Below are 12,238 nucleotides of genomic sequence, written 5' to 3'. Positions count from 1 at the left end.
CCGGAGGGAAATCCGATACTGCTGCTGATCGATTACGCAAACTCGAGATCGAAGTCGAGAGAAACCTGGTTCGTCACGTTGTCGTACAGCGGCGACGTCTCGAGCACTTCCTCGTGCAGTTCGTGAAGTTCCTCGTCCGACGCATCGGCGTCGATGTAGGTCGTGGCACGAATCTGCTCGTAGCCGGCTCGGACCTCGTCGCTCAGTCCAAGGAACCCCCGCAGATCGATGTCGCCCTCGAACTCGAAGCGCATGTCTTCGATCTGGATGCCCTTCGCGGCGGCGTGGCCTGCGTAGGTTACGCTGAGGCACGATCCGATGGCAGCGAGGAGGTGTTCGACCGCGTTCGGACCGGTACGTTCTCCAAGCAGTGCGTCCGGTTCGTCGCCAGTCACGGTGAACTCCGGTGACTCGACCGTGGTCCCGTTCTGTTCGAAGTCGCCGATGTGCGTCTCGCTTGTGAAACCACCAGTCCACTCGGTTTCGGCGCGGAACGTGAACGACGCTCGTTCGGGCTCCACAGAGACCGATTCAATTAGTGCTCCGAGTTCGTCGACGTCGAGTCCATTCACATCAGTCATGCTCAAATAATACAATACTGTCTCCTACTCGATCGCCGATAACCCTTTCGAAACTGTTCACAATATGTACCGAATATTTACTTAGGGCTAATAACATCATAACGGTATTCACAACTAATATTGCGTATTTCAGTTACCGTTTGCTATCTGTATCAGTCATTGAAGTCTGCAATAACCCACGATTCTGTTCGATATAGCCAGTAAGCGCAAACGAGCGGTGGCAGTTTCACCGAACACCACAGACGTTGATAAACTTATTTTCTCATATGTATCCGGAACGTCATTCGGAAACAACGTGGATTTCCACGAGGTTTACAATCGATCTAGCCCCAACATGATATTGGATAGTATCCACATGTCTCTGAAAAACGGAATCGACGTAGAGAAGTTCGAACAGCTCACCGCCGCTGCCGAGGAAGACCCAGCAAACGCCGAATTCAGGTTTTTCGCAGAAACGGAGTGGTCTGGCGAAACGACGTGTAAAACCACCGTCAGTGATATCGAGAAAGGCGGCACACTCGTCGAGTCTCCAGAGTTTACCATGGAAGGTGCGTTGTTTGGACATCGCGACGCGCCGAACGCACTCGAGCAGTTACTTTCGTCACTCGGAACCTGCCTTACGATCACCTACGCCGCACACGGTGCAAAGCAGGACATTCCGATCTCCGAAATCCACCTCGAGTTCGAAGGAAGCGTCGATATGCGTGGACTCCTCGGGCTCACCGACGACGTACGACCCGGCTTCGATGAGATCGAGTGTACTGCCCATATCGAGTCACCCGCCTCGGTGGACGAACTCGAAAAATTACAGGAAATCGCCCACTCACGGTCGCCCATTCTGGACAACCTCGAGAACGAAGTTACAGTCGACGTTCAGCAGACGTTCACTGAGTGATACGTTGTCACGTTCGACTGTCACGTAGCACGTGTCGACCTCGACTGCTCGAACCGTCGATCGGGTCTTTCTAGAGAACCTGGCCTCTCCATCATGATATCCTGGCGATCGTCGCGTTTTGCGGGTACGCGAGTATGCGCTCAACGCGACCGACGACGGCTTCGTCGGCCAGCAGGTCTTCGCGGGCGAGGCCACGCGTCTGGGATACATGACCGACGAGGCGAAGGAAGGCCGGGACGCCTTCGTCGAGGGCTGCGAGCCGGACTTTTCGGAGTTCCCGTGGCACTACTGACGGACGTACCGCAGGGAATGAGACGGAGACGAAAACGGCATTCGAGAATGCCAACGTTGACACGTCCTCGAGTGTGACAGTCGAGTAATGGCTGCAGAGATATCACGCACGAAGGCGTGGTTGATGGCCGCCCGGCCCCAGACGCTGCCGGCGGCCGCAGCGCCCGTGATCGTGGGGACTGGACTCGCCGTCCACGAGGAGGTCTTCGCCGCCCTCCCGGCGCTGATGGCGTTCGTGGGCGCGGCGCTGATCCAGGTGGGGACGAACTTCGCGAACGACTACTACGACGCGGTGAAGGGAGCCGACACGGAGGATCGCGAGGGCTTCACTCGCGTCACCCAGTCGGGGCTGATCGAGCCCGAGGAGGTAAAACGCGCGACCGTCGTCACGTTCGGCCTCGCGGTCCTCTCTGGCACCTACCTCGTCTACGTCGGTGGTCTGCCGATCCTCGTGATCGGCCTCGTGAGCGTGCTCTGTGGGTGGGCCTACACCGGCGGGCCGTACCCGCTTGGCTACCACGGACTGGGCGACCTGTTCGTCTTCGTCTTCTTCGGCGTCGTCGCCGTCATGGGAACGTTCTACGTCCAGGCCGCCGCATACGCCGCCCCGCTCGCGACCTCGATTCCCGAAGGGACGATCACGCTCGAGGCGTTCGTCGCCAGCCTCCCGATCGCCGGCCTCTCGACGGCGATCCTCGTCGTGAACAACGTCCGGGACCTCGAGACCGACGCGGAGACAGGGAAAAACACCCTCGCCGTCCGCCTCGGCTACCGGTTCAGCCGCCTCGAGTACGTCGCGATGCTCGCGCTGGCGTACGTCGTCCCGCCGTGGTTCTGGCTCGGCTGGGGATTCGAACCGACGGTCCTGCTCCCGCTCGTGACGCTACCCTACGCCGCGCTCGTGACCCGAACGATCCTGACGCGAACCGACGGCGAGGCGCTCAACCCTGCACTCGAGCAGACCGGGAAACTGCTCGCGCTCTACGCGGTGACGTTTGCCGCGGGGCTGATCCTCTGATGGAACTCGCCTATCGCCCGTTCTCGCTCGCGTTGACGACCGAACTCGAGACGGCCGCCGGGCCGATCGCACAGCGAGAGGGCTTTCTCGTCCGGATCGACGGCGACGGCGAGTACGGAGTCGGCGAGGCGACGCCGCTTCCGGGGTGGACCGAATCCAGCGTCGAGTGCGAGCGCGCACTCGAGCGGGCGGCGGCCGTCACGGCCGACGACGAAGACGAGGCGTGTCGACGGCTGCTCGCGGCCTGCGAGGACGCGCCGGCGGCGAGACACGGCGTCGCACTCGCGCTGTCGGACCTCCGGGCGAAACGCGACCGGGTTTCGCTCTACCGCCACCTCGGCGGTGACGAGCGCGTCGATTACGTCCCGGTGAACGCCACGATCGGCGACGGGACGCCAGCGGAGACGGTCGACGCCGCCCGGGAAGCCGTCGAGGAGGGGTTCCGGACGCTCAAGTTGAAAGTCGGCGCACGGCCCCTCGAGTCGGACGTCGAACGGGTTCGACGGGTGCGCGAGGCGGTTGGCCCCGACGTCGAGTTGCGAGCCGACGCGAACGGCGCGTGGAACCGAGACGAGGCTCGCGACGCGGTCGCGGCGTTCGCCGACTGCGACGTCGCGTTGCTCGAGCAGCCGCTTCCCGTCGACGACCTGGCCGGCCACGCCGAGGTACGCGACGCGGGCGTCGAGATCGGCGTCGACGAGTCCGTCGTCGAGCGAGGGATCGATGCGGTGCTGGCCGCCGACGCCGCGGACGTCGTCGTCCTGAAACCGATGGCGCTCGGCGGCCCCGACGTTGCCTGCGAGGTCGGGGCCTGGGCGCTCGAGTGTGACGTCACCCCGATCGTCACGACGACGATCGATGGGGTCGTCGCCAGGACGGGCGCGGTCCACGTCGCGGCATCGCTTCCCGAGGGGCCGGCCTGTGGGCTGGCGACCGGCGACTTGCTCGCGTCCGACCTCGCACCCGATCCCGCGCCGGTGATCGACGGAGAGATCGTCGTCCCGGGAAGTAACGGTCTTGGCGTCTCGGGCGCGTGGAACGAGTAATGCGAGAACCAGTCGACTGGCCGACGGTGGATCTGCTGACGCACAGAGCCAGCACGACGCCCGAGAAGACGGGGTTGATCGACGTCCAGACGGGAACGCGGTGGACGTTCCGGGAGTATAGCCACCGCGTCGACCGCGTCGCCGCCGGCCTCGCCGACGTAGCCGGCGGCAGAATCGGCGTCCTGATGGGGACGCGACCGGCCAGCGCGGTCGTCTTCTTCGCCGCGATGCGAACCGGGACGACCGTCGTCTCGCTGCCGGCCAGCGAGACCGCAGCGGAACTCGCCTCGAAAGTCGAGCGGACCGATCTCGAGACGGTCGTCTGTGAAGCCGAGACAGAACAGCTGGCACTCGAGCTCGTCGACGGGCCGCTGTACTCGGTCGACGAGCCGACACACGAGCGCGTCCGGGCGCTCGCAGGTACCGACGAACCGGCGGCCGACGATCCGACCGCGACGGGCGGCAAATCGGCCGTGACACCGACGACGCTCGAGCGGGACGCGACACAGCTGATTATGTTCACCTCGGGGACTTCGGGCGAGCCGAAGGCCGTCCGCCTGACCGTCGGGAATCTCGTAGCGAGCGCGACGGCGTCTTCGTTTCGACTCGGCGTCCTCCCCGACGACCGCTGGCTGTGCTGTCTGCCGACGTACCACATGGGCGGACTGGCACCGGTCGTTCGCTCGGTGCTGTACGGAACCGCCGTCGTGATCCAGCGCGAGTTCGGCCCCGACGCGACCGCTCGAGTGATCGACGAGTACGGGATCACGGGCGTCTCGCTCGTGCCGACGATGCTGACGCGACTGCTCGACGCCGGCTGGTCCGCCCCCGACTCGCTGCGGTTCGTCCTGCTCGGCGGTGCGCCGGCCACGACGGAACTGATCGATCGCTGTCGCGAGCACGAGGTGCCCGCCTGCCCGACCTACGGGATGACCGAGACGGCCTCACAGATCGCCACGGCGACGCCGGCGGAGGCGGCCGCCCACCCGGGAACCGTCGGTCAGCCGCTCGAGTTCACCGACGTCTCGATCGTCGACGACGCGGGCGAGCCGGTCGAACCGGGCGAGGCGGGCGAGATCGTCGTCGCCGGCCCGACGGTGACGCCGGGCTACCTCGACGACGAGCGGACTGCCGCGGCGTTCGACGAGCACGGCCTCCACACGGGTGACGCGGGCTACCGCGACGACGACGGACGGCTGTGGGTACGCGGTCGGCGCAGCGACCGGATCGTCACCGGCGGCGAGAACGTCGACCCCGACGAGGTCGCCGACGCCCTTCGTGCTCATCCGTCGGTCGCCGACGCGGCAGTGGTCGGTCTCCCCGACGCGGAGTGGGGCGAACGCGTCGCCGCGCTGGTGGTTCCGGGGGACGAACGACCGTCACCCGAGTCGCTGCTCGACCACTGCGAGGGACGGCTCGCGGGGTTCAAACGCCCGAAGACGATCGGATTTGCCGAGGACGTCCCCCGAACGGCGTCGGGGACGGTCGACCGCGAGGCGGTCCGCGACCGCCTCAAGCGCGACGGGGTCGACGCGACGGACGACGACGCGGCGGACGCGGGTGAGGAAATTTAAGCCGAACGCACCCCTCTCTCGAGTCGTGTGTACCCTGACTCTCGCGTGGCAGGTCTTCGACGACGCGCCAGTTACGGTCGCCGCCAACCGTGACGAATCGCTCGAGCGTGCGTTCGTCCCGCCGGGCGTCTACCGCGAGGACCCGCTCGTGATCGCCCCGCAGGACGCCGAAGCCGGCGGCACGTGGATCGGTGTCAACGAACACGACGTCTTCGCGGGACTCACCAATCGCTGGACCGACGAGGAGCTTGCGGGAGAGCGGTCGCGGGGACTGCTCGTTGCCGACGTCCTCGCGTGTGACTCCGCGCGCGAGGCGGCGGCGGTCGTCGAGCGAACCACTGCGGAGTACGAGTACGACGGCTTCCACCTCGTCGTCGCGGACGAGGACGACGCCATCTGGCTCGGCTGGGACGGCTCGCTCGAGCGAGTCGCTCTCGAGCCGGGCGTCCACGTCGTCGTCAACGTCGGCTTCGACGACCACGTCTCGATCCCGTCGTTCCGAGACGAGGTCGGCAGACAGCAGGCGGAGAACGCGAAGAAGGTTCGACGCGCGCTCGAGCCGGAGTCAGGCGAACGCGCCGAGGAGTGGCTCTCGCGGGCGAAAGCGGTGCTCGGCGATCACGAGTACGGCGTCTGCATCCACGAGAACGGGTACGGGACGCGGTCGTCGTCGTTGATCACGCTCGGCGAGACACTCACCTACGAGTTCGCCGACGGGCCGCCGTGTCGGACGACCCACGAACCGATTGGCCTCGAAGGGCAGGTTTAAGCGGATCGCCGTACGTGAGTAGCAATATGGACGCACTCTTTCCAGTAGCGGCGAGCACGGTCGAGAGGTGGTCTGCGTGAGCATCTCGGAAGCCGAAGCCGAACTCTCGGAAGACGAACGCGCAGGACTCGAGCTCGTCCGCGAGACCGGCGGGATCCACCAGAGCGACTTCTGGAAAGAACTCGACGTCTCCTCGCGGAAGGGAAGCCGGATCGTCGAATCGCTCGTCGAGAAGGACCTCGTCGACCGCGAGGAGACGGTCTACGCCGGACACAACACCTACTATATCACGCCGACCGCACGGGACCTCGATTTCACCCTGCTCATGGCCGGCGACATGCTCTCGCCGTTCATCGGGGAAGAAGAGGTCGACCCCAACAGCGACGCCTTCTCCCAGTGGATCATGAACCTGGCCTACCAGGAGTAGTCGGTCGGCGACGCTGTCCGTTCACTTCCTATCGATCCACTGCCGTCGCGAACTCGTCGACGATCGTCTCGCAGAACGCGTCGAGGTCGTCGGGGCCGCGGCTGGTGATCACACCGCCGTCGACGACGACTTCTTCGTCGATCCACTCGCCACCAGCGTTGCGGACGTCGGTCTCCAGGCTGGGGTAAGACGTCAGCGTTCGGCCGTCGACGACGCCCGTTTCGACCAGCGTCCAGGGGCCGTGACAGATGCTGCCAACGGGCTTGCCAGTGGTCACGTGCTCTCGAAGCAGGGCGACCGCGTCCTCGTCGGCGCGGAGTTTGTCGGCACCGACGGTTCCCCCCGGCACGATCACCGCGTCGTAGTCGTCCGCCGACGCCTCGGAGAACGTCGTTTCGACCTCGTACGTGTCGCTCTCCTGGAGATCGTTGTTGACGGCCTGTGCCTCGCCGGGTTCGATCCCGACGACCTCGACTGTGGCCCCGGCGTTGGAGACGGCTCGCTTTGGTTCCGTGAACTCGATCTCTTCGGTTCCCGCCGGCGCGATGACGATGGCGACCGTCGCGCCCTCGAGCGGTGATTTCGATTCGCTCATCGACGGAAATCCGAGTAGAAGACGGACAAGGGTTGTACTTGCTCTTGCAGCGAGCCGCCGTCCAGGAGAACGGCCGATCTCGGCTACGCCAGCGCGCTGCCCGCCCGAATCAGCCGCTCTTCGCCGAAGGCGGGACCGACGAGTTGCAGTCCGACGGGGAGGCCGTCGGCTTCGCCCGCGGGAACCGAAATCGCCGGCAGGTCGGCGAGATTGACGGGAACGGTGTTGGCGTCGGCGAGGTACATCTGCAGCGGATCGTCGAGGCTCTCGCCGAGTTCGAACGGCGGGACGGGCATCGTCGGCGAGGCAAGGACGTCGGCCTCCGAGAGGGCCTCGTCGAAGTCCTGTTTGACCCAGGCGCGGGCGTCCTGGGCTTTCTTGTAGTACTTGTCGTGGTAGCCAGCCGAGAGCGCGTACGTGCCAAGCAGGATGCGGCGTTTGACCTCGTCGCCGAAGCCTTCCTCGCGTGCGCGCCCGAAAGCCTCGTTCCAGTTGCCGTCGTAGCCGCCCGAGTGACCGTACCGGACGCCGTCGAACCGTGCCAGGTTCGAGGACGCCTCCGACATCGCGATCACGTAGTAGGCTTCGACGGCGTGTTCGACCGAGGGGAGGCTGACCTCGTGGGTGGTCGCACCCTGGTCCTCCAGGCGTGCGATCGCGTCCCAGAACGTCTCGACGACGCCCTCGTCCGCGCCCTCGAGGAGTTCCGTCGGCACGCCGATCGAGAGCCCGTCGACGTCGCCGTCGGCCGCGGCGGCGTAGTTCGAGTCGTCACCCTCGGTACGAGTGGTCGCGTCGCGCTCGTCGCTGCCGGCGATCACGTCGAGCAGTTCGGCGGCCTCCTCGACGGTCGGGGCGAAGGGGCCGATCTGCTCCAGGCTGTTGGCGTAGGCGACCAGCCCATATCGGGAGACGAGCCCGTAGGTGGGCTTGATCCCGACGACGCCGCAGAACGCGGCCGGACAGCGGACGGAACCGCCGGTGTCAGAGCCGAGTGCGAGGTCGGCCTCGCCGGCGGCGACGGCGGCGGCGGAGCCACCGGATGAGCCGCCGGGGACGTGGCCCGGAGCCGCGGGGTTGTCCGTCGCACCGAAGTACGACGTCTCGGTGGTCGTCCCCATGCCGAACTCGTCCATGTTCGCCTTCCCGACGATCGTCGCGCCGGCGTCTTTTAGCCGGGAGACGACCGTCGCGTCGTACGGCGGGACGTACTCCTCGAGCATCCGCGACCCGCAGGTCGTCCGGACGCCGTCCGTCGAAATGTTGTCCTTGACGGCGACGGTCTTGCCCGCGAGGGGGCCCTCGGCGTCGCCGGCGATCTCTGCTTCGGTGATGAAGATGTTTTCCGACATGATCAGGAGACGTTCGGTCCTTTGAAGTAGCCGTCCTCGCTCTCCGGGGCGTTCCGGAGGGCGTCCTCGCTGTCGAGACAGTCGTGTTCCTCGTCCGGACGCATCACGTTCGCGAGTTCGACGTCGCGTTCGACCTCCGGAACCGAGTCGAGCGTCTCGAAGTACTCGAGGATGTCCGCGAACTGGTCGGTAAAGCGGTCGACCTCCGCGTCCTCGAGGTCGATCCGGGCAAGCGCCGCGACGTGGCGGACTTCCTCCGGGTTGACGGCGTCGTCGCTCATACTTTTCTGGACCGGCCAGCGGGGAGTAAGAGTTTCGATACCGCCGAATCGGTGGTGTCCCGAGAATCTTCTGTTCTATTGTGAGAGAGAGTGACAGACGAAATAGTCATAGGGCTTGTCTAGTGGATACCAAAACACCCACGTTTCAAAAGGATTCTTGGTAAATCAACCAAAATAGTTAAGACACGTTCGTCCTTATGCGTATTTGCGTCAGAGAGTTCTCCAGTGTATTTACACACACGCACAACACAATGACGGAATCCCCCATCCGAACTCGGAGCGGCGAGCAACGTGAGGCCGAGGCGGACGAGTCCACGACGTCGGACGAGCGAACGCGCTGTCCGGAGTGCGGTGGCCGGCTGACGAGCGACGCCGAGCACGGCGAGACGGTCTGTGAGGAGTGTGGCCTGGTCGTCGAAGAAGACGAGATCGACCGCGGGCCGGAGTGGCGCGCGTTCGACAGCGCCGAGAAAAACGAGAAGAGTCGCGTGGGCGCACCGACGACGAAGATGATGCACGACCAGGGGCTGTCGACGAACATCGGCTGGCAGGACAAAGACGCCTACGGCAAGGCGCTCTCGAGTCGCCAGCGCCAGAAGATGCAGCGCCTTCGCACGTGGAACGAGCGCTTCCGCACCCGCGACAGCAAAGAGCGCAACTTAAAGCAGGCACTCGGCGAGATCGACCGCATGGCCTCGGCGCTTGGCCTCCCCGAGAACGTCCGCGAGACCGCGTCGGTGATCTACCGGCGTGCGCTCGACGAGAACCTCCTGCCGGGACGCTCGATCGAGGGCGTCGCCACCGCGTCGCTGTACGCGGCGGCCCGCCAGGCCGGTACCCCCCGCAGTCTCGACGAACTCGCCGCGGTGAGCCGCGTCGAAAAGGACGAAATCGCCCGCACCTACCGCTACGTGATTCGCGAACTCGGCCTCGAGATCCAGCCCGCCGACCCCGTGAGCTACGTTCCACGATTCGCAAGCGACCTCGACCTCTCGGAGGAGACCGAGCGGACGGCCCGCAGACTGCTCGAGACGGCAAAAGAGGAGGGCGTCCACTCGGGCAAGTCTCCGGTCGGCCTCGCAGCGGCTGCAGTGTACGCCGCTGCCTTGCTGACCAACGAGAAGGTCACCCAGAACGAGGTCAGCGAGGTCGCCAACATCTCCGAAGTGACCATCCGCAACCGATATCACGAACTACTCGAGGCCGAGGAGGGCACGCCCGCCTGATCACCGGTTCGGCACCGACTCGAGCGCCAGCCACCGAAACAGCCGCGACACGCCGTGGTTCTACAGGATATTAACCGCGGTATAATCAGCTTTTGAACAGTTGCACCGATCGGTAGTCCCAACTTACTCAAGCCCCCTCGAGTCGAGCGACCGGGTATGAAGTGCGACAACTGCGCTTCCGGGGACGAAATCGCGTACACGCTGACGACCTACGTCGAAGACGAACCCAACGAACACGTCGAACTTCACTTCTGTTCGACCGAGTGTCTTCGCGTCTGGACCTGACGGCGAGCGGTCGGTAGCCGGCCCCTACAGCGCGTCGTCTGCGAGCAGCGACCGGACGTACTTCGTGACGTGGTCGTCCATCCGGCGTTTGTACCCCGCCTGACGGGCCAGTCGGTCGAGTTCTCGAGCGACGAGGCTGCCGTACTGGACTGCCTTCTTCTCCCGATTCGCGACCGACTCGGGGAGGTACGCCGACGCCACGATCCGGAGCCCCCGCTTGCGCATCTCGTCGTCGACGAGCAGTTCGGTTGGGAGCCGAAGTGCAGCGTCGACGACCGCGTCGCAGAGCAGCGGCGCGATGGGGTCGACGCCTCCCGCCTCGATCGCGAGCACGTCCCGTGGCAACTGCGCCGGGAGCGTGTGGAGCTGTTCGCGAACCGCACCGCGAACGGTGTCGGCCTCGACCCGGTGGTCGAGTCTGGCGACCTTCTCGTAGCCCCCGAACAGTTCGTCCGCGCCCTGGCCGACCGCGAGCGCGTCGAAGCCGTCGGCGGCGACTCGTTGGGCGACGAGAAACAGCGGCAACGCGATCTGGACGTCCATCGCGTTCGTCCGCCCGATGGCCCGTGCGACCGTCGGCGTCGCTCGCTCCAGATCGTCCGGCTCGAGTTCGACGACCGTCAGTTCGCGACCCATCGCCTCGGCAGCCGTCCGCGCTGCCTCGACGTCGTGGCTGTCCGGGAAGCCGGCGACGTAAAGCGGGGCGTCGAGTAGCTCCGCGACGAGCGCGGAGTCGACGCCGCCGGAGAAGGCGACCGCGACGTTTCCGTCCGGCGTCGCGTCCGTCGCGGTTCGGATCGCCCGGTCGACCCGCTCGAGTGCGCGCTCGTGATCGGTGTCCGGATCCGGGTTCGGGAGCTGCCAGCAGTGGGTCCAGTCGCCGTCTGCGGCGACGGTTCCCGCGGGGAACGCGGTCGGCTCCTCGAGGTCGGTCGGCGAGAAGGCCCACTCCTCCGGCGTCGGCTCGTCGACGCCGCCTTCGACGAACAGCGGCACGCGCCCGAGGACGTCTCGCACCAGCCGTCCGTCGACCTCGCCGGCGAAGCCCGTCGTTCCGGGCAGCGGGTCCTCGTTCTCGATGGCGTCACGAACCGTCTCCGCGTCGGTGCCACGGATCGTCATTCGAACAGCTCCGCGACGCGACTTTTCATCCGTCGTTTCGCACCACCGGCGGCCTGTCGGAAGCTGATGTGCCAGGGCGTCCGCTTGCCCTCGACCGAGGTTCGGCCGTCGGCGATCGCCTCGAGGATCGCCCCGATACTCTGCTCGTTCGCGCCGACGCGAGTGACCGCCTGCCCGACCATCTCGCTGATGTGGGCGTCGCTTCCGGCGGTCATCGGAAGGTCGCGCGATTCGGCGAACCGTTCGGCCTGCCTGTTCGCCCGGCCGGTGAGGAGTCGCGAGTTGTAGACTTCGATCGCGTCCGCCCGCGCGAGTTCCGATCGCGAAATCCGTGCCATCACGCCGTGGCGTGACTCCTGGAACGGGTGTGGGACGATCGCCAGTCCGCCCTGGTCGCGAATCCGCTCGAGCGTCTCGTCGTACGACAGGCCGGGCGGGATGGCCTCGTCGATCCCCATGCCGAGGACGTGTCCCGCCTTGCTCGAGATTTCGATGCCGGGAATCCCGATCAGGCCGTACTCCGATGCGCGCTCGACTGCCTCGAGACTCGCGTCGATCTCGTCGTGATCGGTGATCGCGATCGCGTCGAGGCCGACGGCCGCGGCCTGCTCTAAGATCAGCTCGACCGGGTCGCGACCGTCGTAGGACAACGACGAGTGTACGTGGAGTTCGACCGACAGCACACGCTGACTTCGATAGAGCAAATGAAAAGTATCTCGGTACGAGATGCACTCGCCGCCAGCGAAGTGGCGCTGGACGTGACCGTCGCTGTGGTC

14 protein-coding genes and 1 pseudogene are annotated in these 12,238 nt (G+C 65.6%); 9 read left to right on the top strand and 6 right to left on the bottom strand.

Annotation, left to right across the window (positions count from 1 at the left end):
* Positions 1 to 32 precede the first annotated feature (32 nt).
* Entirely contained in the window at positions 33 to 581 is a 549-nt protein-coding gene (locus tag MU558_RS16485; protein WP_246969179.1) for an OsmC family protein, read from the bottom strand.
* A 217-nt stretch (positions 582 to 798) separates the two neighbouring features.
* Between MU558_RS16485 and MU558_RS16480 the strand changes: the two genes are divergently transcribed.
* The 7 genes and pseudogenes from MU558_RS16480 (at position 799) to MU558_RS16450 (ending at position 6,601) form a co-directional block, all read left to right on the top strand.
* Positions 799 to 1,476 carry an OsmC family protein gene (locus MU558_RS16480; protein WP_246969176.1) on the top strand — a complete coding sequence of 226 codons (678 nt, stop codon included), beginning with the start codon at positions 799 to 801 and terminating at the stop codon, positions 1,474 to 1,476.
* Positions 1,477 to 1,594: 118 nt separating this feature from the next.
* Positions 1,595 to 1,768: pseudogene (locus tag MU558_RS16475) on the top strand (1,4-dihydroxy-2-naphthoyl-CoA synthase); the annotation flags it as partial.
* An 87-nt stretch (positions 1,769 to 1,855) separates the two neighbouring features.
* Positions 1,856 to 2,785, top strand: coding sequence for a 1,4-dihydroxy-2-naphthoate polyprenyltransferase (locus MU558_RS16470; RefSeq protein ID WP_246969173.1), 930 nt, complete (start codon positions 1,856 to 1,858; stop codon positions 2,783 to 2,785).
* Positions 2,785 to 3,831: a mandelate racemase/muconate lactonizing enzyme family protein gene (locus tag MU558_RS16465; protein ID WP_246969170.1), complete on the top strand. Its 1,047-nt coding sequence runs from the start codon at positions 2,785 to 2,787 to the stop codon at positions 3,829 to 3,831. Before MU558_RS16470 ends, MU558_RS16465 begins: the two co-directional genes overlap by 1 nt.
* A complete protein-coding gene (locus tag MU558_RS16460; RefSeq protein ID WP_246969167.1) occupies positions 3,831 to 5,405 on the top strand; it encodes a class I adenylate-forming enzyme family protein in 1,575 nt (524 codons plus the stop codon). Before MU558_RS16465 ends, MU558_RS16460 begins: the two co-directional genes overlap by 1 nt.
* Positions 5,406 to 5,430: 25 nt before the next feature.
* The gene (locus MU558_RS16455) at positions 5,431 to 6,174 is read left to right on the top strand and encodes an NRDE family protein (RefSeq protein ID WP_246969164.1); all 744 of its coding nucleotides are present in this window, start codon (positions 5,431 to 5,433) and stop codon (positions 6,172 to 6,174) included.
* Positions 6,175 to 6,250: 76 nt separating this feature from the next.
* Positions 6,251 to 6,601 carry a helix-turn-helix transcriptional regulator gene (locus MU558_RS16450; RefSeq protein WP_246969160.1) on the top strand — a complete coding sequence of 117 codons (351 nt, stop codon included), beginning with the start codon at positions 6,251 to 6,253 and terminating at the stop codon, positions 6,599 to 6,601.
* Between the two features lie 28 nt (positions 6,602 to 6,629).
* Here MU558_RS16450 and MU558_RS16445 read toward each other — a convergent pair whose 3' ends face one another.
* The 3 genes from MU558_RS16445 to gatC all read right to left on the bottom strand — a co-directional run bounded on the left by MU558_RS16445 (position 6,630) and on the right by gatC (position 8,829).
* Positions 6,630 to 7,196, bottom strand: a complete 567-nt coding sequence (locus MU558_RS16445) for a type 1 glutamine amidotransferase domain-containing protein (protein WP_246969159.1) — start codon at positions 7,194 to 7,196, stop codon at positions 6,630 to 6,632.
* An 83-nt stretch (positions 7,197 to 7,279) separates the two neighbouring features.
* Positions 7,280 to 8,548 carry an Asp-tRNA(Asn)/Glu-tRNA(Gln) amidotransferase subunit GatA gene (gene gatA, locus MU558_RS16440; protein ID WP_246969156.1) on the bottom strand — a complete coding sequence of 423 codons (1,269 nt, stop codon included), beginning with the start codon at positions 8,546 to 8,548 and terminating at the stop codon, positions 7,280 to 7,282.
* Between the two features lie 2 nt (positions 8,549 to 8,550).
* The gene (gene gatC, locus MU558_RS16435; protein ID WP_246969153.1) at positions 8,551 to 8,829 is read right to left on the bottom strand and encodes an Asp-tRNA(Asn)/Glu-tRNA(Gln) amidotransferase subunit GatC; all 279 of its coding nucleotides are present in this window, start codon (positions 8,827 to 8,829) and stop codon (positions 8,551 to 8,553) included.
* 251 nt (positions 8,830 to 9,080) lie between these two features.
* On the opposite strand from gatC, the gene MU558_RS16430 reads away from it, so the two are divergent.
* Both MU558_RS16430 and MU558_RS23195 read left to right on the top strand, forming a co-directional pair.
* The gene (locus tag MU558_RS16430) at positions 9,081 to 10,055 is read left to right on the top strand and encodes a transcription initiation factor IIB (protein ID WP_246969150.1); all 975 of its coding nucleotides are present in this window, start codon (positions 9,081 to 9,083) and stop codon (positions 10,053 to 10,055) included.
* A gap of 156 nt (positions 10,056 to 10,211) precedes the next feature.
* Positions 10,212 to 10,340 carry a hypothetical protein gene (locus MU558_RS23195; protein WP_265781400.1) on the top strand — a complete coding sequence of 43 codons (129 nt, stop codon included), beginning with the start codon at positions 10,212 to 10,214 and terminating at the stop codon, positions 10,338 to 10,340.
* Positions 10,341 to 10,364: 24 nt separating this feature from the next.
* Here the strand turns inward: MU558_RS23195 and MU558_RS16425 are convergent, their stop codons facing one another.
* Positions 10,365 to 11,462, bottom strand: a complete 1,098-nt coding sequence (locus MU558_RS16425) for an asparagine synthase C-terminal domain-containing protein (protein WP_246969137.1) — start codon at positions 11,460 to 11,462, stop codon at positions 10,365 to 10,367.
* Positions 11,459 to 12,145, bottom strand: a complete 687-nt coding sequence (locus MU558_RS16420; protein ID WP_246969134.1) for a PHP domain-containing protein — start codon at positions 12,143 to 12,145, stop codon at positions 11,459 to 11,461. Before MU558_RS16420 ends, MU558_RS16425 begins: the two co-directional genes overlap by 4 nt.
* Positions 12,146 to 12,238: the final 93 nt, after the last annotated feature.

Origin of the sequence: Natribaculum luteum (genome assembly GCF_023008545.1) — an archaeon.
Lineage (GTDB): Archaea > Halobacteriota > Halobacteria > Halobacteriales > Natrialbaceae > Natribaculum > Natribaculum luteum.
The sequence above is the reverse complement of the archived record's forward strand: the minus strand, read 5'-3'. Positions and strand labels throughout refer to the sequence as shown.